The sequence below is a fragment of the Pantoea jilinensis genome (genome assembly GCF_019104105.1).
Taxonomy (GTDB): domain Bacteria; phylum Pseudomonadota; class Gammaproteobacteria; order Enterobacterales; family Enterobacteriaceae; genus Pantoea; species Pantoea eucalypti.
Window position 1 is genome coordinate 3782589 of sequence record NZ_CP077746.1, and the last position, 22842, is coordinate 3805430.

Consider the following 22842-nt stretch of genomic DNA (forward strand, 5'->3'; position numbering starts at 1 on the left):
CGACAGCCTGAATAACGCGGTTAGAAGTTAAAGCCGAGCTGCATCATCGCGCCCCAGGTGTTGTTAGCACCCACTGAGCCAGCCAGATCCAGATGGACGGCTTTGTTAAACGGTGACACACCAAAACCTGCTGTGGCGACATTCTCGTCGTGAGAACGCATGTCCGCACGATAACCGCCACGCAGCTGCAGCCAGTCAAATACGCGGTATTCCGCGCCCACCGCCGCATACTGGCTGTTATCCTGGCTTTTGAAGCGTTTGGTTTCCGTCAGATCCACATCGCCCGTCACGGTAAACGGACCTTTATCCCAGGAGAGACCGGTGGTGACCAGCGGGCGAATCTGGTAGGTGTCGCGGTAACCATTGACCTCTCTGGTCTGCAGATCGCGTGAAACCAGGTTCTGTCCGGTCACGCCCAGCGTCCAGTTTTCAGCAAAGGTGGTCGCCAGACCGGCATCAACGTTAAAGCCGGTGTCGGTGCTGCGATACTTACTATTGTTAATGTCGTTCTTGTCGTAGTTGTAGATGCTGGCGGTATAGTTATAGAGCCAGGTTTTCTGCACTTTTGGCGTCACACCAACAGATACTGGCTGACCGGCGATGGTGAACTCATGCGCCACCGCGACACCGTAATCGGTGGTCAGTGCCGCCAGGCCATTGGCGCTGGAGCGCAGGTTATTTTGATCGCCAGGACGTGGGAACCGCGTACCGTCAGCAACACCGCGCAGATAGTCGATATCACCCTGTACGACATTGGCGCGGACGTGCGCGGTTCCGTAGGCTTTGGTGATAAAGGCGAAAGGCAGGGTCTCATTGGGGATGGTCACGGCCACGGCCGCACCCGCACTGCCATCCGCTTTGTTGCCACGCAAATCGCTGAGTTTGTTAGCGACATCGCCGGAGGCGGCGCGTAATTCAGGGTAGCCGCGGAAGAAATCCGCTGGCGTAAAGTTATTCAGCACTGTGCGGTAACGATCCACGGTGTCCGAAATATCATCGACTTTATCAAGCAGCTTATCTTTGTCAGTAACCTGAATACCCGCTGAAGGAACAATAATGCTGACGTTATCGTCGGGTTTAGCACGCGTCATCAATGCCGGGTTCGCCAGCACTGCGGAACCATAAAGAGAAGATGCTACGCCGGTGCCACCCATGGCGTCATTACGTGCATCGTACCAGGTCCCTGCCGCCATGGCGGAAGAAGAAAGGAAAAGCGCGGTCACTACAGCGGAGTACTTCAGCGCTGAACGTTGAGCGGATTTTTTCACCATTTGCCTGCCATCACCTGAGAAATTGTCATTGAAACATTCAACGACTGAATAGTTTGTTAGCCCTATTGTGAACCCTGGCTAACGCGTTATTGCTGTGAATTCAAAGGAAACAGTGTCTTAATTCAAAGGATTGGACGTTTTCCAATCAAAAAACCGTTGTAATAGTTCAGACTGCATCGGTGCATTTCAAACAATGCCAGACTTTTCTTAAGTCTTTCTGAACATTACTTCTTAACTCAGTGAGATGCAAAGCAAAATGCCAACAAATTCCGCTTCAGACGGTTGCAGAATGGATCTGAATTATCGTCATATTTGAGATAAAAAGCGGGCTGAATTCTAAATATGCTGCTTTATCAGGCGAATAATGCTGTTTTATCAGACAAAAACCAACCTCAGCACCGCGAAACTATGTGTGATAAAATAACATCACTTATCCAGCGGAGAATTTTCATGACCAACCTGACGTCGCAGCAAATTTTGATTCAGGCCGAAAAAATGTGCCTGCAGCGCGGTGTGCGTCTGACTTCGCAGCGTGCTGAGGTGTTGCGCCTGATGGCGGAACAGCCGGGCTCTATCAGCGCCTACGACCTGCTGGATCAACTTCGCGTCAGCGAACCACAGGCTAAGCCGCCCACGGTCTATCGGGCGCTGGACTTTCTGCTGGAACAGGGTTTCATTCATCGGGTGGAATCCAACAATAGCTACGTCATGTGTCACCACTTTGAAGCACCGGCACATACGTCAGTCATGCTGGTCTGTGACCGTTGTGCAGCCGTTACTGAGAAACAGGCACAGGGCGTAGAAAAGATTATCGCGACACTGGCGGGTGAAGCGCAGTTTGCATTACGCCACAGCGTGATTGAAGCACATGGTTTATGTGAAAGTTGTGCCGTCGTTGAAGCCTGCACGCACCATGAGAGTTGCGATCATAATCATCAGGATGAGGGTAAAAAGCGGGGAAAACGCGGCTGACGGGCACATCCTTGTGCGGTTCCGTCCCTGTACTGTTCCGGTGCAGGCGCGCCGGAAGGATTTTAGCGGGCTATCGGGTAATGCGCTGATTACCAGCGGTAATCTTTATTGGTGCCTTCCCAGTCTGCTACTTCGCGCTCTGCTTCATCTTTTGCATAGCCGTAGCGTTCCTGGATTTTACCGACCAGCTGATCGCGTTTACCTTCGATAACCTGCATATCATCGTCGGTCAGCTTGCCCCATTTCTCTTTCATTTTGCCTTTGAACTGCTTCCAGTTGCCGCTCGCTTCATCTTTGTTCATGGCAGACCTCCAATCCTCGGGTTAAATAATTATCTTGCTGCTTAACAAAATAACGATACAAAGCGCGGGTTAACTTCGCTTGTTAGAGTTAATTGTAGTAGCCAATTTCAAAAATGCAGAATAATACAGAATAATCCGTATCCTCCCGAGTCAGCGCTGCTGGATCACGCCTCAAACCAGCTGTTCTGACGCCAGTGCTTACGCCAGATGAGCCACAGTGACAGGCCGCGCAGCGCCAGGAATACCGTCACCGCCAGCCAGAGACCGTGGTTGCCCAGCAACGGTACGCTGAGCAGCGTCAGAAAGTAGCCAGCCGCCGCCACGACCATGCTGTTACGCATCTCGCGTCCACGTGTCGCCCCGATGAACATTCCATCAAGCAGATAACACCAGACGCCGATCAGCGGCATGATTATCTGCCAGACCAGATAGCGGTCAGCTGTCTGCTGCAGTGACTCAAGCGAGGTCAGCAGGGTAACAATCTGCGGGCCAAAAATGGCATAAACCAGCGAGAAGAAGAGCGCGACTACCACCGCCTGCCGACAGGCTGAGTGCCAGACGTGCTGCAATTTACTGCCATCTTTTGCGCCATGCGCTTCGCCGGCAAAAGCTTCAACCGCGTAGGCAAAACCATCCAGCGCGTAGGCAGTAAAGGTAATGAACATCAGTAATACCGCGTTAACCGCCACCACGTCCGGACCCAGCCGCGCACCCAGCACGGTCAGCGAGGCGAAACAGAGCTGCAGCATCAGAGAGCGCAACATGATATCCCGGTTCAGTCGCAGCAGTCGGCCGCTGTCACCGCGCCAGCTCTGCTTCAGCAGATTAAACGTAATACCGCGCAGCTTTAACACCCGCCAGACCATGATGCCGCCGACGCCCAGCGTGATGTACTCCGCCAGCGCCGTGGCGGTTGCTGCTCCCGCGACACCCCAGTGCAGCCCCATCACCAGCCAGAGATCGAGCACGATGTTCACCAGATTGCCCACTATCAGCAGGATTACCGGCGCCCGCGCATACTGAACGCCCAACAGCCAGCCCAGGATGACCAGGTTTGCCAGCGTGGCAGGTGCACTGAGCCAGCGAATCTGAATAAACAGCGCCGCCTGTTCCAGTACATCAGGATTGCCACCTACCAGATGGGTCGCCAGCTGAATAATCGGATAACGCAATGCGATGAACAGCACGCCGGCCAGCAGCGCAATGATCAGCGGCTGCGTCAGCGCGCGTGCCAGAGCGGTTTTATCGCCCGCACCAAACGCCTGCGCCGTCAGGCCAGTGGTACTCATTCGAAGGAAAAGCAGCAGCATAAAGAGGAAGCTGGTCACTGTGGTCCCGACCGCAACCCCGCCAAGATAGACAGGGCTGTCGAGATGACCAATAACTGCAGTATCGACCACGCCCAGTAAGGGAACGGTGATATTTGAAAGGATCATCGGCAGCGCAAGCCGCCAGAGATTTTTATCCGTTGCCGTGATAAAGCGCATTCGCCGTTCCGTGCTCAGTGTCGCTGCAGCAAAGCAGGCAACAAAATTAGGGCAGACAGAATAGCATCAGAAAAGGCGAATGCACGCAGGCCTCAGAATCAAAGCCACTCGCCGTTACGCACCACGCCAACCGCAAGACCTTCAATGGTCAGTGACTGCGCACGGGTGTCGACCACGATAGGGTCAAAATCGCTGTTTTCAGGCAGAAGATGCACGATAGCACCCTGCTTTTTCCAGCGTTTAACGGTGACTTCATCATCAATGCGTGCCACGACAACCTGACCGTTGCGCACATCCTGGGTTTTATGTACCGCGAGCAGGTCGCCGTCCATAATCCCGATATCTTTCATCGACATTCCGCTGACGCGCAGCAGGAAGTCGGCAGAAGGCTTGAACAGGCCCGGATCCACTTTGTAGTGGGTTTCGATATGTTCCTGCGCCATGATCGGCTCACCGGCAGCAACCCGGCCTATCAGCGGTAGTCCTTCTGAAACTTCTTCTTCCATTAACAGACGAATGCCGCGTGATGCACCCGAAACGATCTCAATAACGCCTTTACGCGCCAGCGCTTTCAGATGCTCTTCAGCCGCATTTGGCGAACGGAAGCCCAGTTGCGCGGCGATCTCTGCACGCGTAGGCGGCATGCCCGTTGAAGATATATGGTCGCGAATCAGGTCATAGACCTGCTGCTGCCTGCTGGTTAATGCTTTCATCCCGCCCCCTGGTTGTTTATACAGTCGCTGTGAGTATATACAGGTATTGGCGAAATGGAAACCGATTGTCAGGGAAAACGCGCCCTCAGGCGCGTTATGGAAGGCTTATCGCAAATGTGTCCAGAGCAGCGCGACCCAGACAAACAGGGCCAGTAAGATGCTGATCAGCACCGCCGCCGAGCCCATGTCTTTGGCCCGGCCTGCCAGGGGATGATGTTCCTGACCAATCCGGTCAACCACCGCTTCAATGGCGCTATTGAGGATTTCGACAATGACGACCAGCACCACGGCGCCAATCATGAGGATGCGGGCGATCACATCGACATCCAGCCAGCACGCGATAATAATAGCGGCCAGCGCAGCCAGTGTTTCCTGCCGAAAGGCGGCTTCATGCTGCCAGGCGGCACGCAGTCCCTGCCAGGAGTAACCTGCGGCTTTTACTATTCTGATAAGTCCGGTGGCATTATTTGCCATGATGTGGGAACCCTTTCATTCAATTGACGTCAATGTCTGGGCTGCGTGCAATTGGCACCACCACAGATCTTCGCTGCGCTTTCTGGTATGCTTGCGGCGCTTTGCTAACAAGAGGCTTCATGTTGTCTATGTCAGGTTGGCGTAAACTCTATTACAAATTACTTAATTTACCACTCTCCTTTTTGGTAAAAAGTAAGGCCATTCCGGCCGATCCCGTGTCTGAACATGGTCTGGATCCGACCCGACCTATTATGTATGTTTTGCCTTACGATTCGAAGGCTGACTTACTGACTTTACGCGCACAGTGTCTGCGGCATCATCTGCCCGATCCGCTGATTCCGCTGGAGATTGATGGTTCGCTGCTGCCGCGCCACGTGTTTATTCATAATGGCCCACGCGTATTTCCCTATTTTGTGCCCAGCGTTGAATCGGTAAAAATCTTTCACGATTACCTCGACCTGCATCGCAATAATCCTGAGCTGGATATTCAGATGCTGCCGGTCACCGTGATGTTTGGTCGTGCGCCAGGACGTGAAGTCCAGGGCGAAGCGACGCCGCATCTGCGTGTGCTTAATGGGGTGCAGAAATTCTTTGCGGTCATCTGGCACGGACGTGACAGTTTTGTCCGCTTCTCGCCGACCGTCTCGCTGCGCCGCATGGCAACGGAACACGGTACGGACAAGTCGATTGCCCAGAAACTGGCTCGCGTGGCACGCATCCATTTTGCCCGTCAGCGACTGGCGGCGATCGGCCCGCGTTTACCGGCGCGTCAGGATCTGTTTAATCGTCTGCTGCAATCCAAAGCGATTGAAAAAGCCGTCGAAGATGAAGCGCGCAGCAAAAAAATCTCCCATGAGAAAGCCCAGCAGAATGCTGTTGAGATGATGGAAGAGATCGCTGCTAACTTCTCCTATGAAGCCATTCGCGTCACCGACCGTGTGATGGGCTGGCTCTGGAGTCGTCTCTATCAGGGCATCAACGTCAATGGCGGTGAAAAAGTTCGCCAGCTGGCGCAGGATGGCCACGAGATTGTCTATGTACCCTGCCATCGCAGCCATATGGATTATCTGCTGCTCTCCTATGTGCTCTATCATCAGGGGCTGGTGCCGCCGCACATTGCCGCGGGTATCAATCTCAACTTCTGGCCAGCCGGACCGATTTTCCGTCGTCTGGGCGCCTTCTTTATTCGTCGTACCTTTAAAGGCAATAAGCTTTACGCCACGGTATTCCGCGAATATCTCGGCGAGCTGTTCACCCGCGGCTATTCAGTTGAATACTTTGTCGAAGGAGGCCGTTCACGTACCGGTCGCCTGCTGGACCCGAAAACCGGCACCTTAGCCATGACCTTACAGGCGATGCTGCGCGGCGGAAATCGCCCCATCACGCTGGTGCCGATCTACATCGGTTATGAGCACGTGATGGAAGTGGGCACTTACGCCAAAGAACTACGCGGTGCAGCCAAAGAGAAAGAGGGCTTCATGCAGATGGTGCGCGGCTTACGCAAGCTGCGCAATCTCGGTCAGGGTTACGTTAACTTCGGCGAACCGCTGCCGCTGGTCAACTATCTTAATAAGCGGGTGCCGGAATGGCGCGACGCGATCGATCCGATTGAGCCGCAACGTCCGAGCTGGTTAACGCCGACCGTTAATGACATCGCGGCCAGTCTGATGGTGCGTATTAATGAAGCGGGCGCGGCTAACGCGATGAACCTCTGTGTCACGGCGCTGCTGGCGTCACGTCAGCGCTCACTAACCCGTGAACAGCTGATTGAACAGCTGGAGTGCTATACCCAGTTGCTGCGTAATGTGCCTTATTCGCCCAATGCGACCGTACCCGATCTTTCCGCAGAAGCGCTGCTGGATCACGCCCTGGGTATGAACAAATTTGAGAGTGAAAAAGACAGTATTGGCGACATCATCATTCTGCCACGTGAGCAGGCAGTGTTGATGACCTACTACCGTAACAACATTCATCACATGCTGGTGATGCCGTCGCTGATTGCCGCCATTGTTCAGCAACATCAGACGCTGAGTGAAGCGGAACTGCTGCGTCAGGTGAGCCTGGTCTATCCGATGCTGAAGAGTGAACTGTTCCTGCGCTGGCAGACCAATGAGCTGCCACAACTGCTGACTGACGTAAGTCAGGAGCTGGCACGTCAGGGCCTGATTACCTTCGAAGCGGGTGAGTTGCGCTTTACCGCAGCACGCTATCGCACGCTGCAACTGCTGGCTGCTGGTGTGCGCGAAACGCTGCAGCGTTATGCCATTACCTTCTCGATTCTCAGCGCCAAGCCTACGATTAACCGTGGCACGCTGGAGAAAGAGAGCCGGACGCTGGCACAGCGTCTGTCAGTGTTGCACGGAATCAATGCGCCGGAGTTCTTCGACAAAGCGGTCTTTACCTCACTGGTACTGACGTTGCGTGATGAAGGGTATATCAGCGACAGCGGTGATGCCGATGTCGCGCAGACCCTGGCGACCTGGCATATTCTGGCTGACCTGGTCACCAGTGATGTCCGCATGACGATTGAAACCGCGGTGGCGCACGACTGACCGCCGCGCGCATTGTAAAAAGGCGACCTCATGAGGTCGCCTTTTTTATGCCCAAAACTTTCAGAACAGCTGACTGAACGGCGGCGTATTCATCAGTACGCCCAGGAACAGCACCATCCCGACGTAGTTGTTATTCAGGAAAGCCTGGAAGCAGGGCTGACGTTCGCGCCCGGCGATCAGCTTCTGCTGATAAACAAACAGCGCAGCCGCCAGCAGCAGCGTCCAGTAGAAAGCACCATTCAGATGCAGCATCATGCCCACCAGCGCCATCAGCAGCAGGGTCGCCAGTTGCAGCAGGCCAATGATCAGCTTGTCGAAACGTCCAAATAAAATCGCTGTCGATTTCACACCAATCTTCAGATCATCATCCCGGTCCACCATCGCATACTGCGTGTCATAAGCCACCGTCCAGCAGATATTAGCGATAAATACCAGCCAGCAGACCAGAGGTAAGGACTCACTAACTGCGGACCACGCCATGGGAATTGCCCAGCCAAACGCGGCACCCAAAACGACCTGCGGCAGATGGGTATAGCGCTTCATAAAGGGATAGACCCAGGCCAGCGCCAGCCCCACGACGGAGAGCATAATCGTCATCAGATTCATGGTCAGCACCAGCGCAAACGCCACCAGCGCCAGAATCACAAACAGCAGCTTAGCCTCTTTTGCACTGACCGCGCCGCTGGCCAGTGGACGGTGCTTTGTGCGCTCAACGTGACCATCGACTTTCCGATCGGCGTAGTCATTGATCACACAACCGGCTGCTCGCATCACGAAAACCCCGGCCACAAACACCGCCAGCACCGGCAGCGGCGGAATCGACATATCCGCCAGCCATAACGCCCAGAGCGTTGGCCACATCAGCAGCAGCGTACCGATCGGTTTATCAATACGCATCAGGCGAGCATAGGCCCGCCACTTATTCATACTTACGCTATTTTGCACCACAGAATCCTCAGACCAGATCGCGATAGAGCGGCGATGCCGGCAAAAACAGTTCAGTCAGCAGCAGCGGTTTGCCGGAAAGACGCAGGCGTGAACGCCGTCCCCACAATCCCTCTACCTGGCCCGGATCAATAAAATCGCGGGTCAGCGTCGACGAGGAGAAAAGATAGCGACCCAGAGGACGGGTGCCCAGCTGTTGCAGCATCGCCTCTGGCCCGTTGAGGGTACTTTCCGGCACCAGCGTGCGGCCAGCCAGCCAGGGCTGATCGTCGCCGAACAGCAGCACTTCACGCAGCCAGAAGCGTTCGTCGTCTGGCAATAACGCCCTTTCCTCACCCAACTCGCTGGCGTCGATAAAGCCTTCACGCAGCGGCTGAACCGTGACCCGCTGACAGTGCTGTTCAAAACGGCGCGTCATTGAATCCTCCTCCATCAGCCAGTCAAGCAATGGCGGCGCAAGGGTGGCCTGCGACGGAGAAAGCCAGTTGAGCGAACGTAATAAGCTGAGTGCGTCTTGCGACATAGCACCACTCCCGATAATTTTCAGGTCGCTAGTTTAGCGCAGAGAGGCGATGCGAACACCTGCCGTCGTGTCAGACGGCAGGAGGATTACTCGCGTTTCAGCCGGTTGCTGTTTGCCAGCCACAGGGTGACGACAAGAATCAGAATCGCCGCAGAGTAGCAGAGCGTATCGAAGGGATTTTTATGGTCGACGATGATCAGGCGGATAATCGCCGTGATCCCGATATAGACAAAATAGCGCAGGGGAAAATGATAGCCCGACTGAAAGTACTTAACAATCAGGGCGATAAATTCGAAATAGAGGAAATAGATGACGATTCCATCAATCAGCAGATAGGAGGAAGCCTGCTCGCTGGTGTTAAACAGCACGTTTGCCAGATGAATCGTTTCTTTGCCTAAAAAGACGATCAGGATAATCGCCAGACTCAGCAGCCCCAGATTCAGCACCCATTGCAGTACCGTTGCAAGGTGGCGGGCCAAAGGATTTTTGTCACTCATGTTGCGCCTTTAAAAAGGAGTTATTAGCGCAGCATCATGCGCGAGTGTGACGCAAATCACAATAACGCCTCAGGCCTCCACATCAACACAGAGCGCATCGTAACGCCAGTATTCACAATCGCAGTCAATCACCTCTTTTTGCTGATTGCGGTTGATGCGGGTGATCAGCAAGCCGGGGCTGCCCGGTGCCACATTCAGTGTGGGCGCTGCGACCTCGGGTAAAGGGCCTGGCATAATCGTAAAACGCGCGCCGCCATAACGAATACCGTAGCGCTGGTCATAGAGATCGGTCAGGGAACGGGTCAGGTCTTCATCAAGCAGGCCAGGGAAAAAACGGGGATTGAGGTAGTGCTCAACATAGAGCACCGCACGCCCATCAATGCGCCGCAGGCGGCGTATGCAGTAAACCGCCGAGCCGGGTGCCAGCCGCAACGCAGTGGCTACGCTCTCGTGCGCCGCGACCTGCTCAGCGGCGATCACCTCAGTGGTTGCCTGACGCCCCTGCTGCGTCGCCATGGCATGAAAGTGGCTGTGATGCAGCGGGTTGTAGATCAGACGCGGCGGTGCGATAAACCAGCCACGACGCAGTTCACGGTAGATCATCCCCTGCGCTTCCAGCTTGCCCAGCGCTTCCCGCAGAGTAATCCGCGTGGTGCTGAACGCCTCGCTTAAGGCACGCTCTGCCGGCAGGCGTCCGCCGCTGAACTCACCTGCCTGAATGCGTGTCAGCAGTGCGCTGGCTATCGCATCCGCCGTTTTGAGTGCTATCGACTCCACAACAGTAGCCTCATTTTGGTGCGACTTCGCACTTTTACTGGTCAGATAAACACGCCTGTGGCGGGCGAACGCGCCACGTCTTTCATCGCCCATTCCCCGCACAGCGCCGCTTTGTCATAAATCGTTCATATAGAGGGGCTACATTGGCTCGGTTCTTGCTGGACTAGACCAGCCAGGCCCATCAACTTACACCCGGAGCAACTGAGATGAAAGCGTTTATCGCCTCTGTAGTAGCCAGTGCTGTAGTCCTCACCCTGCCCGTTGCGCAGGCCGCCGATAACGACCTCGCCGCGCTGGAAAAAGCGGCGCGCAGTGAAGGTCAGGTCAACAGCGTCGGGATGCCAGACAGCTGGGCCAACTGGAAAGATACCTGGAACGACATCAGCACCAAATATGGCCTTAAGCACAGCGATACCGATATGTCATCGGCGCAGGAGCTGGCGAAATTTGATGCAGAGAAAGAGAACGCCAGCGCTGACATCGGCGATGTGGGCGCCGCCTTTGGTCCAATCGCTGTCGCGAAGGGTGTAACCCAGCCCTACAAACCGACGCACTGGGATCAGATTCCGGCCTGGGCCAAAGATAAAGAGGGTAACTGGGCACTGGCTTATACCGGCACCATCGCTTTTCTGATCGACAAGCAGCAGGTTAAAGATATCCCCCACAGCTGGGCCGATCTGAAGAAAGGTAAGTATGTGGTTACTATCGGTGACGTCGGCGTGGCAGCTCAGGCGGCCAACGGCGTCCTGGCTGCCAACTACGCCTTAGGCGGTGATGAGAAGAACCTGAAACCGGCGCTGGCCTTCTTTGCCGATCTGGCAAAACAGGGGCGTCTTGGCGTGACCGATCCGGTGATTGCCAACATTGAAAAAGGTGAAGTGCAGATGGCAGTAGTGTGGGACTTTAACGCCCTTAACTACCGCGACCAGATTGACAGAAATCGCTACGAAGTGGTGATTCCGTCTGATGGCTCAGTGACCTCCGGCTACACCACCATCATCAACAAATATGCGAAACACCCTAACGCCGCAAAATTGACGCGCGAATATATCTTCTCAGACCAGGGACAGATCAATCTGGCTAAAGGCTATGCCCGCCCGATTCGTGCTGAGCATCTGACGCTGCCAGCAGACGTTCAGGCTCGCCTGCTGCCGCAATCAGAATATAAAAATGCCCGTCCGGTTAAGGATCAGGCTGCCTGGGATAAATCGTCGAAAATGCTGCCGCGCCTGTGGCAGGAAAACGTCATCATCAACATGCAGCAGTAATTCGCGACAGGGAGAACGGAATGAAGACCATCCTGGTAGTGCTGGACGGCCTGAGCAATCAGGTCGCACAACATGCAATGGGTTACCTGCATGCCGAATGTTCACAGGGCAACGGGTTCTATTACCGTATGACCTGTGAATTGCCGTCGCTGTCGCGCCCGCTTTATGAGTGCATTCTGACCGGGGTTCCGCCGGTCAGAAGCGGCATTATTCATAATGGCGTCAGCCGGTTAAGTCGCGAGCGCAGCGTGTTTCACTTTGCGCGTGCGGCGGGCCTGACTACGGCGGCGGCGGCCTACCACTGGGTGAGTGAGCTTTACAACCGCACTCCGTTCGTTCCGGCGCGCGATCGTCACACCGATGCGCCGGACCTGCCCATTCAGTTCGGCCACTTCTACTCTGACGATAGCTATCCTGACTCGCATCTGTTTGAAGATGCGGAGAGCCTGCGGCTGCGTCACGATCCCGATTTTCTGCTGATCCACCCGATGAATATCGACGATGCCGGTCATAAGTCGGGGCTCTCTTCGCCGCAGTACCGCAACCGGGCACGTATCGCCGACGGCCTGCTGTCGCAGTGGATGCCGCTGTGGCTGGCCGAGGGCTATCAGGTGATGGTGACCGCCGATCACGGCATGAATGACGATCGCTCCCACGGCGGGATTCTGCCGGAGGAGACCACGGTGCCGCTGTTTGTCTTTGGTCATGCTTTCTCGCTGCAGCCTGACCTTGCGCCGCAGCAAACCGACCTGTGTGGCACGCTGTGTGAACTGCTTGAGGTGGCGCATGACAAGCCGGTCTGCCGCGGCCTGCTGGCGGAGTCACAAAGATGAAGGGAAAAGGCGTCGCACTGCTGCTGCTGTTACCTTTCACCCTGTTCTGGGTCGCCTTCCAGCTGGCACCGCTGTTGTGGATCGCCATCAACAGCTTCTGGAGTGACATGAACAGCCAGTGGGGCTGGGATAACTATCACGACATCCTCACCTCACCCTTCTACCAGCAGGCATTTCGCTTTTCGCTGGATATCTCGCTCTGGTCCAGCGTCTGGGGATTACTGATTGCGCTGGTCACCGGCTATTCGCTGCATCAGCTCGGCGGCGGACGACTGCAGCGCTTTCTTATCTCCTTTACCAACATGACCAGTAACTTTGCCGGTGTCCCGCTGGCGTTTGCCTTTGTGATTCTGCTGGGGCTGAACGGCTGCCTGACGCTGCTGCTGCGCCATTATGGTGTGATTGAGAGCTTCAGACTCTTCTCGCGCAACGGCATGGTACTGGTCTACACCTGGTTTCAGATTCCGCTGGGCGTGCTGCTGCTCTATCCCGCCTTCGACGGGCTGAAAAAAGAGTGGCAGGAGTCGGCCGCACTACTGGGCGCCAGCCGCTGGCGCTACTGGTGGCACATCGGACTGCCAATTCTTTTCCCGGCGCTGCTCGGAACCTTTGTGATTCTGCTGGCGAATGCCCTCGGCGCTTACGCCACGATTTACGCCCTGACCACCGGTAATTTCAACGTGGTTCCGGTGCGCATCGCTGCATTGGTTTCCGGTGATATCTCGCTGGATCCCAACACCGGCAGCGCGCTGGCAATGTTGCTGGTGGCTATCATGGCGCTGATTACCCTGGTACAGCAGTATCTGGTGCGCCGCAGCTATCTCAATGCGAAACAGCCATGAAAGGAGCCGTCATGTCACGTGCTGAGCACCTCTATCATCGAATCATGGTCGGGTTACTCTTTACCCTGCTGGCGCTGCCGTTGCTGGCCACGCTGCTTTATGCAATCTCCTCCGACTGGAGCAATACCATTCTGCCGCAGGGCTACAGCCTGAAGTGGTTCATCCAGCTCTGGAGCGACCCGCGATTTTTGACGGCGCTGGGCCATTCGCTGCTGATTTGCTTTGGTGCGCTGCTGTTCTCGCTAGCGCTGGTGCTGCCTGCCATGTTTGTAATTGCTTACTACTTTCCCCGGCTGGATTCAGTAATGAACATCCTGATCCTGATGCCGTTCGCCGTGCCGCCAGTGGTGTCATCCGTGGGATTACTCCAGCTCTACTCGTCGTCACCACTGATGCTGACCGGCACGCCGTGGATCCTGATTGGCTGTTATTTCACTATCGCACTCCCCTTTATCTACCGGGCACTGTCGAACAATATGCAGGCGATCAATCTCAAAGAGCTGATTGATGCTGCACAGCTGCTGGGGGCCAGTACCTGGCAGGCAGCGATCTGGGTGGTGCTCCCCAACCTGCGCAAAGGGATGCTGATTGCCGTACTGCTCTCTTTCTCCTTTCTGATTGGTGAGTTTGTCTTCGCTAACCTGCTGGTCGGCAACCGCTATGAAACCCTGCAGGTTTACCTCTTCAACATGCGTAACGGCAGCGGTCACTTCACCAGCGCGCTGGTGATCTCCTACTTCTTTGTGGTGCTGCTGGTCACCTGGCTGGCCAACGCCCTGAATCCCGAACGAGGCTGAATATGAGTTACCTTGAGGTCAGAGAGCTGAACAAGTCCTATGGACCGACGCCCATTTTCGAGCAGATCGATTTCAGCGCCGCTGAAGGGGAATTTGTCACCCTGCTTGGCCCCAGCGGCTGCGGTAAATCAACGCTGCTGCGCTGTCTGGCGGGACTAACCAGCGTCGACAGCGGTGAAATCCGGCTGGAAGGCAAAGATATTGTGCCGCTGGCCCCGCAGAAGCGCGCCATCGGCATGGTGTTCCAGAGTTATGCGCTGTTTCCCAACATGACGGTGGAGAAGAACGTCGCGTTTGGCCTGAAGATGCAGAAACTGCCCGAAGCACAAATCCGCCAGCGGGTGCTGGAGGTGCTGGAGCTGGTTGAACTCAGCGACTATGCGCGCCGTTATCCGCACCAGCTGTCGGGCGGGCAGTGTCAGCGCGTGGCGCTGGCGCGTTCACTGGTGACGCGTCCGCGACTGCTGCTACTGGATGAGCCGCTGTCGGCGCTGGATGCGCGTATCCGTCGTCATCTGCGCGATCAGATCCGGCGCATCCAGCGTGAGCTGAATCTCACCACCCTGTTCGTGACCCATGACCAGGAGGAGGCGCTGACGCTCTCCGATCGCATCGTGCTGATGAACCGGGGCAAAATCGTGCAGAACGGCGACGCCGAAGCACTCTATACCCAGCCGGTCGATCTATTCGCCGCCGGATTTATTGGCAACTACAACCTGTTGAGTGCTGAACAGGCAACGCGACTGACCGGTCAGCCTTTTAATAGCCAGGTGGCCATTCGTCCGGAATCGATGCTGTTCACCGCGCCAGACCAGGGCATTCCTGCGGAAATTCTCAGCCACAGTCTGCTGGGCAACGTGATCCGCTATCGGATCCGTGCGCATGACGTCGAACTTTCAGTGGATGTGCTAAACCGCTCGGCGGCGGATTTGCACCCCGCAGGCAGGAAGATTGGTCTACAATTAGAGATGTCGACTTTGCGCCAGGTTGCTTAAAACACAGGAAAAAATCACGCATAGTACGGCAATCCCCTTTCACAGATTGCTCTCTCTGTCAGGCTGGCAGTCTGTGCTGCTTGCAGCCTGACACAAGGAGCGACACCACGTGTTAACCCTGCTTAATCTACTCTCTGCAGTGGCCCTGCTGGTCTGGGGCACGCATATTGTGCGAACCGGTATCATGCGGGTCTATGGTGCCGATCTGCGCCGCGTCCTGAGCCGCAGCATAGAAAAAAAACCGATGGCGTTTCTGGCGGGCATCGGTGTGACCACCCTGGTGCAGAGCAGCAACGCCACGACCTTGCTGGTCACCTCGTTTGTGGCGCAGAATCTGGTCAGCCTGACACCCGCGCTGGTAGTGATTCTGGGTGCGGATGTCGGTACCGCCATCATGGCGCGTATCCTGACCTTTGATCTCTCCTGGCTTTCACCGCTGTTTATCTTTTTTGGCGTGGTCTTTTTCCTCAGCCGCAAGCAGACCCGCGCCGGTCAGTTAGGCCGGGCCAGCATTGGTCTGGGCCTGATTTTGCTGGCATTGCAGCTGATTGTTGAAGCGGCTCGTCCGATTACCCAGGCCGCCGGTGTCCAGGTCCTCTTCTCCAGCCTGACCGGCGACGTGATGCTTGATGCACTGCTGGGTGCGGTATTCGCCATTATCAGTTACTCCAGTCTGGCCGCCGTGCTGATCACCGCAACGCTGACCGCCACCGGGGTCATTTCGTTCAAGGTCGCGCTCTGTCTGGTGATTGGTGCCAACCTTGGGAGTGGCCTGCTGGCAATGATCAACGCCAGCGGCTCGAATGCCGCCGGTAAACGCGTGGCGCTCGGCAGCCTGCTATTTAAGTTCGTTGGCTGCATCGTAATCCTGCCGTTTGTCGATATTGTGGCTACCTGGCTTGATAAGCTGCCGGTTAACGATGAAGAGTTAGTGATTTTCTTCCATGTGTTTTACAACCTGATTCGCTGCGTGGCGATGGTGCCGTTTGCTGACCTGATGGCGCGCCTTTGCCGTCGTATGATTGCCGACGACGTCGATAACGCACTGCACCTCAAGCCTAAGCATCTCGATCGCAGCGCGCTGGATACCCCGGCGCTGGCGCTGGTGAATGCCGCCCGCGAAGCGCTGCGCATCGGTGACGTGGTGGAACAGATGCTGGAGGCGTTTAATAAAGTCGTGCATGGCGAATCCCGCGAGGAGCGCACGGTGCGTCGGCTGGATGATGATGTCGATGTGCTCTATACCGCCATCAAGCTCTATCTGGCGCGGATGCCAAAAGAGGATCTCCCCGAAGAGGATTCGCGCCGCTGGGGCGAAATTATCGAGATGTCGCTGAATCTGGAGCAGGCCGGAGACATTATTGAACGGATGAGCGGCGATGTGGCTGACAAGTCGCTGGCAGCGGGCCGCGCGTTTTCTGCCGAGGGATTAAAAGAGCTGCAGGAGCTGCAGGAGCTGTTGATTGCCAACCTCAGAATGAGCCTGTCGGTGTTTCTGTCGCATAATGTCACCAGCGCCAAACGGCTGCGCCGCGCGAAACATCGCTTCCGCCTGATGATTCGCCGCTACTCTCACGCCCATGTTGATCGCCTGCACCAGCAGAACGTGCAGAGCATTGAGACCAGCTCACTGCACCTTGGTCTACTCGGCGACATGAAGCGTCTGAATTCGCTGTTCTGCAGCGTGGCCTATACCGTGCTGGAACAGCCCGACGATGAGCGGGATTACGAATAAGGCGTGTGAACAGACCATTGCGCCAGGCTGAAAACACCCGGCGCAACAATAATGAGAAGCGGCGCATCATCATGCGCCGCCACAGTTACTTCTTCTTAATCGGCTTACCGGACCAGTAACCCGCCAGCAGTGAACCTGACAGGTTGTGCCACACCGAGAACAGCGCGCCCGGCAATGCCGCCAGCGGTGAGAAGTAGAGTTTGCCCAGCGTCGCCGCCAGCCCGGAGTTCTGCATGCCAACTTCCAGCGCCAGCGTACGGCAGGTCGACTCATCGAAACCAAACAGCTTGCCACCCCAGTAACCACCAAGCAGGCCAATCGCGTTATGCAGGATTACCGCCGCGATCACCATCAGACCCACCGATCCAATAAAGCCCTGACTGCCCGCCACCACCGCGCTGATGATCAGCAGAATGCAGACCATGGAAAATGCAGGCAGCCAGGGTTCCACCCGGCGAACCACGCTGTTCATGCTGTGATGAATGATCAGTCCAAGGCTAATCGGGATCACCACGATCTTCACAATACTCAGCAGCATACCCACCACATCAACCTGAATGTGGGTATCAACGTAAAAGCGGGTTAACAACGGCGTGGCGAACACCCCCACCAGCGCAGAAACTGACGAGATCGTGACCGACAGCGCCACATCCCCTTTCGCCAGATAGATCATCACGTTGCTGGCGGTGCCGCTGGCCACGGAGCCGACCAGAATCATGCCGGCTGCCAGATCGGGCGGCATATGAAACAGTTTTGCCAGTCCCCAGGCGGCTAACGGCATCACCAGATAGTGCAGGAAAGTTCCGGCAATTACCGGCGCAGGTCGGGTCAGCACCCGTTTGAAATCGTCGATATTCAGCGTCACACCCATGCCGAACATAATCAGCATCAGCAGATAGGTGACCCAGGGGCCGATGCCGAGAAAGGTACCAGGAGAGTAATACGCGGCGACAGACAACAGCACGGCCCAGAGCGGGAACAGGCGGGTTAACGTGGCGAGCATAGCCAGACTTCCTTATAAGAATGTTATGTTTTATGCAGGTTTGCCATAGAGAATCGCCAGACAGGAACGACTGCCGTGACGAAGGCGGGATCATAACATTTCATTATCATGGCGTAAGGCGAAGATGTGGCGAGGCGGCAAAATGCGGATCGACTGCTGCCGATCCGCAGAATATTGGCGAAATTACGCTGCTTTTTCCTCTAAACCACGGTAGATCGAACCACCTGGCACGGCACCGATAATCGGCATTAACCAGAGGATTACTCGAACAGATTGCGATGCAGGGTACGTACCACGCTTTCCGCATCGTTGCCGGGCACCAGGAAGCAGAGATTGTAGCTGCTGGCACCGTAGCAAATCATCCGCAGGTTGAACGGATCGAGTACACCAAACACCTCTTTGCCGACACCGCACGCTTTTGACAGCTGGTTGCCGATAATCGCCACCAGCGCCAGATCTTCTTCCACCTCTACCCGGCACAGCGACGAGAGTTCAGTCAGCAAGGCCTGGGTCAGCAGACTGGCGCTGGTTGAGGTCGAGCCGGTGGTGTCGAGGGTCAGCGCCACGCTCACTTCGGAGGTGGTGATCAGGTCAACCGAGACGTTGTGACGTGCCAGAATGTTGAAGAGTTCGGCGAGGAAACCAAACGTATGCAGCATGTTAAGGCTATGCAGCGTTAACAGCGTCTGCTTGCGGCGTAAAGCCAGCGCCCGGAACAACGGCGGGTTACGGGTTTCGTTGCAGACGCGGGTTCCGCCCGCTGCCGGATCCTTGCTGGAACCGACGAAGACCGGAATACCCCGACGCACAGCAGGAAGCAGTGTCGCGGGATGCAGCACTTTCGCGCCAAACGTCGCCATTTCGGCGGCTTCTTCAAAAGTGATCTCGTCAATGCGCTTCGCCGTCGGCACCACGCGGGGATCGGTGGTGTAGATGCCTGGCACATCTGTCCAGATATCCACTCGTGCCGCATTCAGCGCTTCGCCCAGCAGCGCGGCGGTGTAATCACTGCCGCCACGCCCTAAGGTGGTGGTGCGCCCCTCACGTTCACTGCCAATGAAGCCCTGAGTAATGACCAATGCCTGCCCGATGCGCGGCTGTAACTGCGCCGTCGCCTGCTCCGCCAGCACCTCAACATCCGGTACAGCCCGGCCAAAATGATCGTCGGTGCGCATCACTTTACGGACATCGAACCACTCCGCGTTAACCTGACGTTCACGCAGAATTTCCACAAACAGCAGTGATGACATCAGCTCGCCGTGGCTGACCAGTTCATCAGTCAGGGCGTTAGAGGTGGCCAGTGAAGCCGCTTCAGAGAGCATGCTGATATTGTCGATCATCCGATCGATTTCATCGCGGATCACTTCCGGATGCTGCAGGCGATCGACAATGGCATACTGAATACGGCGGATATCATCAAGCAGAACAGCGCGCTGCGGAGCCTGCTGGCCTTCAGCCAGCGCCACCAGCAGATTGGTAATGCCCGCCGAAGCAGAGAGCACAACCAGACGCGTACTGGCGTCCTGCAACACCACATCGGCGCTGCGGTTCATCGCTTCAAAATCGGCTACGCTGGTGCCGCCAAATTTTGCCACTATCAGAGTTTGAGACATGTAGGACCTCGTGTCAGGTTATCTTGTTCTCGCCGATGAAAGGGTCGAGAAACATTCTTTCAGCCAGGCACAAGGAAAGAGCAGAAACGGGCGGACAAGATCAGATAGACGAGTCACCCAGAAGCGCCCCACCTTGCGAAACGTCGACTGCAGACGTTTCTGGTGACAACCCAGAGGATTCAGCCCCTGTAGCCGACAGGCAGCACACCGTGTGCTGACCCACCTCGGCGTCGCTCCCCATTATGTGTTTTCACCGGATACGGTTCCTCCAACACACTACCTGGGCGACGCGCCTCTTCTGGCTTGCGCACAGGTGCGCAAGTAGGCGCATAGATTTAGCCTTTTCTGGACCTGCTGTCAATGTCAGCGATGGCTGGAGAGCCGCATCAGAAAACAAATTAACCCGCGCCGCAGCGGCTACAGTGCTTAATGGGTTCAGCACCTGCAGCAATCCCTGATACGGCACAACGTTTTGCGCAGACTTTTGCGCCACACTTTGCTGCGCGCGGGGTCTGTGCACCGCAGGGTGTTCGCGCCAGTGAATGCTGACGATAAACCACAGCGTGCCGATCGCCTGTCCGGTGCGCGCTGACAAAATTTTTCCTTTCAGTTACAACTGTGGTCATACTGAAACGCTAAACGGGCATGATGTGCCTCCGATGGAATGACGGTTCTTAATATCAACAAGAGTGTTGCCATGAAAAATATCAATCCGACACAAACCGCAGCCTGGAAAGCGCTGCAACAGCATTTTGAGCAGATGAAATCGGTAGAAATTGCCGATCTGTTCGCCCAGGATGCCGATCGTTTTGCCAAATTCTCTGCCACCTTTGATGATCAGATGCTGGTGGATTTCTCCAAAAACCGCATCACCCAGGAAACGCTCGCTAAGCTCCAGGCGCTGGCCAAAGAGACCGATCTCAGCGGTGCCATCAAGTCTATGTTCTCGGGTGAGAAGATTAACCGCACTGAAGATCGTGCGGTGTTGCATGTCGCACTGCGCAACCGGAGCAACACGCCGATTCTGGTGGATGGCAAAGATGTGATGCCAGACGTCAACGCGGTGCTGGACAAGATGAAAGGCTTCTCAGAGCGCATCATCAGCGGCGAATGGAAAGGCTATACCGGTAAAGCGATCACTGACGTGGTGAATATCGGCATCGGCGGCTCCGACCTCGGCCCGTTTATGGTGACAGAGGCGCTGCGCCCGTATAAAAACCATCTGAACATGCATTTTGTCTCCAACGTTGACGGCACCCATATCGCCGAAACGCTGAAAGACCTCAGCCCGGAAACCACCCTGTTCCTGGTTGCCTCCAAGACCTTCACGACTCAGGAAACTATGACCAACGCCCACAGTGCGCGCGACTGGTTCCTGAAAACTGCTGGCGATCAGCAGCACGTAGCGAAACACTTTGCTGCGCTGTCGACCAATGCCAAAGCGGTGGGTGAATTCGGTATCGACACCAACAACATGTTTGAATTCTGGGACTGGGTTGGCGGCCGCTATTCACTGTGGTCAGCCATCGGTCTGTCGATCATTCTCTCAATTGGCTTCGAAAACTTCGAGCAGCTGCTGAGCGGCGCACATGCCATGGACCAGCATTTCGCAACGACCCCGGCTGAGCAGAACCTGCCGGTGCTGCTGGCGCTGATTGGCATCTGGTACAACAATTTCTTTGGTGCTGAAACCGAAGCGATTCTGCCTTATGACCAGTACATGCACCGCTTTGCCGCCTATTTCCAGCAGGGAAATATGGAGTCAAACGGCAAGTATGTGGATCGCGCCGGTCATCCGGTGGACTACCAGACTGGCCCCATCATCTGGGGTGAACCTGGCACTAACGGTCAGCACGCGTTTTATCAGCTGATCCATCAGGGCACCAAGCTGGTTCCGTGTGACTTTATTGCGCCGGCTATTACCCATAACGCGCTGACAGATCACCATCCGAAGCTGCTCTCTAACTTCTTTGCCCAGACCGAAGCGCTGGCGTTTGGTAAATCACGCGACGTTGTCGAGAAAGAGTTTACCGATGCCGGTAAATCTGCAGAGTCAGTGGCCCATATCGTGCCGTTCAAAGTGTTTGAAGGGAACCGCCCGACTAACTCCATCCTGCTGCGTGAGATCACCCCATACAGCCTGGGTGCGCTGATTGCCCTGTATGAGCACAAAATCTTCACTCAGGGCGCCATCCTGAATATCTACACTTTCGATCAGTGGGGTGTGGAATTAGGTAAGCAGCTGGCAAACCGTATTCTGCCGGAACTGGAAAATGAGGATGAAATTACCACTCACGACAGTTCCACCAATGCCTTAATTAATCGTTATAAATCCTGGCGTTAATCGGCATTAATTTTACCGGGCGGCAACCTTGTCGCCCTTTTTTTGTCTGTTTTAACATCTTATTGGGTAATTCATCAGGACAGAGATGCCTGCCAGCACGGGAAAAGTCTTAAAATACCCCAGGATAATTCTGAACATCACGCTCCGGAACAGCGTTTAATCCAGTATAAAGTGGATCTGATAATAGCGACGTTACGAGGTTAACTATTGATTCATAGCCATATTTAATTTAAGACCTTCTGAGTAAATTCTGATTATTCTTATTCCGTACCATTTATAAATAAAAAAGAACATTACGCTTTGCATTCCCCTTAGCAGCAGCGAAATATAGGGTATCAACCGGAAATACTCCGATATAAAAAGCAGTTATCCCCAATATTACTGATTAAATCACGCAATCATCCCGCCATTTGACCTGGTTTTTATAGCACTGAACTCTGATATTTTGTTGCCCTATAATGAACGCGCCCGCAATGGGACTGTCCGTCGCACTGGTCGCAGCCTGTCTGCATAGCCATTGTCGCTGGTCAGAGATCCTTCATTCACTCAATGCAGGAAACGTTGTTATGAAAAAAACTATGGTTGCCGGTGCAGCCTTGATCCTCGTTGCCGCCTCCTCAAGCGCATTTGCTGCGCCGCAGGAAGCAGGTGAAGCAGGTACGGCAGCAGGCGCGCAGGCGGGAGCAATCTCTGCTGGTGCTTCTACCGCTGTCGGTATCGGCGCACTTGGTGCGTTGGTCGGGCTCGGCATTGCCGCTTCTGGCGGTGGTGACGGTGCAAATACCGGTACAACAACCACAACCACGACGAGCACCACTCGTTGATGGATGCCCGAAACGCGTCTGATTACTGAACGGTAACAAACCGGCGAGGCTGAAAAACTGACTACGGTGAGGATT

General features: G+C 55.4%; 21 protein-coding genes and 1 riboswitch. Of the genes, 10 read left to right on the top strand and 11 right to left on the bottom strand.

Annotated elements, in window-relative coordinates; all coding sequences use genetic code 11:
* Positions 1–20: 20 nt before the first annotated feature.
* Positions 21–1271: a conjugal transfer protein TraF gene (locus KTJ90_RS17840; protein WP_003855763.1), complete on the bottom strand. Its 1251-nt coding sequence runs from the start codon at positions 1269–1271 to the stop codon at positions 21–23.
* 450 nt (positions 1272–1721) lie between these two features.
* On the opposite strand from KTJ90_RS17840, the gene zur reads away from it, so the two are divergent.
* On the top strand, positions 1722–2243 hold the full coding sequence (gene zur / locus KTJ90_RS17845; RefSeq protein WP_008926605.1) for a zinc uptake transcriptional repressor Zur: 522 nt from the start codon (positions 1722–1724) through the stop codon (positions 2241–2243).
* Positions 2244–2332: 89 nt separating this feature from the next.
* Here the strand turns inward: zur and KTJ90_RS17850 are convergent, their stop codons facing one another.
* The 4 genes from KTJ90_RS17850 to KTJ90_RS17865 form a co-directional block, all read right to left on the bottom strand.
* Complete coding sequence (locus KTJ90_RS17850; protein WP_003855774.1) at positions 2333–2545, bottom strand: CsbD family protein; 213 nt, start codon at positions 2543–2545, stop codon at positions 2333–2335.
* 164 nt (positions 2546–2709) lie between these two features.
* Positions 2710–4032: an MATE family efflux transporter DinF gene (gene dinF, locus KTJ90_RS17855; protein WP_039660678.1), complete on the bottom strand. Its 1323-nt coding sequence runs from the start codon at positions 4030–4032 to the stop codon at positions 2710–2712.
* 98 nt (positions 4033–4130) lie between these two features.
* Positions 4131–4745 carry a transcriptional repressor LexA gene (lexA, locus tag KTJ90_RS17860; RefSeq protein WP_003855777.1) on the bottom strand — a complete coding sequence of 205 codons (615 nt, stop codon included), beginning with the start codon at positions 4743–4745 and terminating at the stop codon, positions 4131–4133.
* Positions 4746–4850: 105 nt separating this feature from the next.
* Complete coding sequence (locus KTJ90_RS17865) at positions 4851–5219, bottom strand: diacylglycerol kinase (protein ID WP_039660679.1); 369 nt, start codon at positions 5217–5219, stop codon at positions 4851–4853.
* Positions 5220–5347: 128 nt separating this feature from the next.
* On the opposite strand from KTJ90_RS17865, the gene plsB reads away from it, so the two are divergent.
* Positions 5348–7771: a glycerol-3-phosphate 1-O-acyltransferase PlsB gene (plsB, locus tag KTJ90_RS17870; protein ID WP_140916139.1), complete on the top strand. Its 2424-nt coding sequence runs from the start codon at positions 5348–5350 to the stop codon at positions 7769–7771.
* A gap of 60 nt (positions 7772–7831) precedes the next feature.
* Here the strand turns inward: plsB and ubiA are convergent, their stop codons facing one another.
* From ubiA to KTJ90_RS17890, 4 genes are all read right to left on the bottom strand, one after another.
* Entirely contained in the window at positions 7832–8716 is an 885-nt protein-coding gene (gene ubiA / locus KTJ90_RS17875; protein WP_003855787.1) for a 4-hydroxybenzoate octaprenyltransferase, read from the bottom strand.
* Positions 8717–8726: 10 nt separating this feature from the next.
* Positions 8727–9239, bottom strand: coding sequence for a chorismate lyase (gene ubiC / locus KTJ90_RS17880; RefSeq protein ID WP_003855790.1), 513 nt, complete (start codon positions 9237–9239; stop codon positions 8727–8729).
* An 86-nt stretch (positions 9240–9325) separates the two neighbouring features.
* On the bottom strand, positions 9326–9736 hold the full coding sequence (gene psiE, locus KTJ90_RS17885; protein WP_003855792.1) for a phosphate-starvation-inducible protein PsiE: 411 nt from the start codon (positions 9734–9736) through the stop codon (positions 9326–9328).
* Between the two features lie 69 nt (positions 9737–9805).
* The gene (locus KTJ90_RS17890) at positions 9806–10513 is read right to left on the bottom strand and encodes a UTRA domain-containing protein (RefSeq protein ID WP_008926601.1); all 708 of its coding nucleotides are present in this window, start codon (positions 10511–10513) and stop codon (positions 9806–9808) included.
* A gap of 206 nt (positions 10514–10719) precedes the next feature.
* On the opposite strand from KTJ90_RS17890, the gene KTJ90_RS17895 reads away from it, so the two are divergent.
* The 6 genes from KTJ90_RS17895 to KTJ90_RS17920 all read left to right on the top strand — a co-directional run bounded on the left by KTJ90_RS17895 (position 10720) and on the right by KTJ90_RS17920 (position 16983).
* Positions 10720–11781, top strand: coding sequence for an ABC transporter substrate-binding protein (locus KTJ90_RS17895; protein WP_008926600.1), 1062 nt, complete (start codon positions 10720–10722; stop codon positions 11779–11781).
* Between the two features lie 20 nt (positions 11782–11801).
* Entirely contained in the window at positions 11802–12614 is an 813-nt protein-coding gene (locus KTJ90_RS17900) for an alkaline phosphatase family protein (RefSeq protein ID WP_003855799.1), read from the top strand.
* Entirely contained in the window at positions 12611–13456 is an 846-nt protein-coding gene (locus tag KTJ90_RS17905) for an ABC transporter permease (RefSeq protein WP_003855801.1), read from the top strand. The genes KTJ90_RS17900 and KTJ90_RS17905 overlap by 4 nt, the downstream gene beginning before the upstream one ends.
* Before the next feature lie 11 nt (positions 13457–13467).
* On the top strand, positions 13468–14253 hold the full coding sequence (locus tag KTJ90_RS17910) for an ABC transporter permease (protein WP_003855803.1): 786 nt from the start codon (positions 13468–13470) through the stop codon (positions 14251–14253).
* A 2-nt stretch (positions 14254–14255) separates the two neighbouring features.
* Positions 14256–15248 (top strand): ABC transporter ATP-binding protein, encoded by a 993-nt coding sequence (locus KTJ90_RS17915; protein WP_003855804.1) that lies wholly within the window; start codon positions 14256–14258, stop codon positions 15246–15248.
* 109 nt (positions 15249–15357) lie between these two features.
* The gene (locus tag KTJ90_RS17920; RefSeq protein ID WP_499025632.1) at positions 15358–16983 is read left to right on the top strand and encodes a Na/Pi cotransporter family protein; all 1626 of its coding nucleotides are present in this window, start codon (positions 15358–15360) and stop codon (positions 16981–16983) included.
* Positions 16984–17068: 85 nt separating this feature from the next.
* Here the strand turns inward: KTJ90_RS17920 and panS are convergent, their stop codons facing one another.
* Positions 17069–17986 carry a ketopantoate/pantoate/pantothenate transporter PanS gene (gene panS, locus KTJ90_RS17925; RefSeq protein ID WP_003855809.1) on the bottom strand — a complete coding sequence of 306 codons (918 nt, stop codon included), beginning with the start codon at positions 17984–17986 and terminating at the stop codon, positions 17069–17071.
* A 260-nt stretch (positions 17987–18246) separates the two neighbouring features.
* Positions 18247–19599 (bottom strand): lysine-sensitive aspartokinase 3, encoded by a 1353-nt coding sequence (gene lysC / locus KTJ90_RS17930; RefSeq protein ID WP_003855819.1) that lies wholly within the window; start codon positions 19597–19599, stop codon positions 18247–18249.
* Between the two features lie 113 nt (positions 19600–19712).
* Positions 19713–19905, bottom strand: a riboswitch (Lysine riboswitch).
* A 391-nt stretch (positions 19906–20296) separates the two neighbouring features.
* Between lysC and pgi the strand changes: the two genes are divergently transcribed.
* Positions 20297–21943: a glucose-6-phosphate isomerase gene (pgi, locus tag KTJ90_RS17935; protein ID WP_499025635.1), complete on the top strand. Its 1647-nt coding sequence runs from the start codon at positions 20297–20299 to the stop codon at positions 21941–21943.
* A gap of 566 nt (positions 21944–22509) precedes the next feature.
* The gene (gene yjbE, locus KTJ90_RS17940; protein WP_008926598.1) at positions 22510–22767 is read left to right on the top strand and encodes an exopolysaccharide production protein YjbE; all 258 of its coding nucleotides are present in this window, start codon (positions 22510–22512) and stop codon (positions 22765–22767) included.
* Positions 22768–22842 lie beyond the last annotated feature (75 nt).

Coding starts and splice junctions, on each gene's coding strand:
- KTJ90_RS17840 (WP_003855763.1), bottom strand. CDS start 1,271: ATGGTGAAAAAATCCGCTCAACGTTCAGCGCTGAAGTACTCCGCTGTA.
- zur (WP_008926605.1), top strand. CDS start 1,722: ATGACCAACCTGACGTCGCAGCAAATTTTGATTCAGGCCGAAAAAATG.
- KTJ90_RS17850 (WP_003855774.1), bottom strand. CDS start 2,545: ATGAACAAAGATGAAGCGAGCGGCAACTGGAAGCAGTTCAAAGGCAAA.
- dinF (WP_039660678.1), bottom strand. CDS start 4,032: ATGCGCTTTATCACGGCAACGGATAAAAATCTCTGGCGGCTTGCGCTG.
- lexA (WP_003855777.1), bottom strand. CDS start 4,745: ATGAAAGCATTAACCAGCAGGCAGCAGCAGGTCTATGACCTGATTCGC.
- KTJ90_RS17865 (WP_039660679.1), bottom strand. CDS start 5,219: ATGGCAAATAATGCCACCGGACTTATCAGAATAGTAAAAGCCGCAGGT.
- plsB (WP_140916139.1), top strand. CDS start 5,348: ATGTCAGGTTGGCGTAAACTCTATTACAAATTACTTAATTTACCACTC.
- ubiC (WP_003855790.1), bottom strand. CDS start 9,239: ATGTCGCAAGACGCACTCAGCTTATTACGTTCGCTCAACTGGCTTTCT.
- psiE (WP_003855792.1), bottom strand. CDS start 9,736: ATGAGTGACAAAAATCCTTTGGCCCGCCACCTTGCAACGGTACTGCAA.
- KTJ90_RS17895 (WP_008926600.1), top strand. CDS start 10,720: ATGAAAGCGTTTATCGCCTCTGTAGTAGCCAGTGCTGTAGTCCTCACC.
- KTJ90_RS17900 (WP_003855799.1), top strand. CDS start 11,802: ATGAAGACCATCCTGGTAGTGCTGGACGGCCTGAGCAATCAGGTCGCA.
- KTJ90_RS17905 (WP_003855801.1), top strand. CDS start 12,611: ATGAAGGGAAAAGGCGTCGCACTGCTGCTGCTGTTACCTTTCACCCTG.
- KTJ90_RS17910 (WP_003855803.1), top strand. CDS start 13,468: ATGTCACGTGCTGAGCACCTCTATCATCGAATCATGGTCGGGTTACTC.
- KTJ90_RS17915 (WP_003855804.1), top strand. CDS start 14,256: ATGAGTTACCTTGAGGTCAGAGAGCTGAACAAGTCCTATGGACCGACG.
- panS (WP_003855809.1), bottom strand. CDS start 17,986: ATGCTCGCCACGTTAACCCGCCTGTTCCCGCTCTGGGCCGTGCTGTTG.
- lysC (WP_003855819.1), bottom strand. CDS start 19,599: ATGTCTCAAACTCTGATAGTGGCAAAATTTGGCGGCACCAGCGTAGCC.
- pgi (WP_499025635.1), top strand. CDS start 20,297: ATGAAAAATATCAATCCGACACAAACCGCAGCCTGGAAAGCGCTGCAA.
- yjbE (WP_008926598.1), top strand. CDS start 22,510: ATGAAAAAAACTATGGTTGCCGGTGCAGCCTTGATCCTCGTTGCCGCC.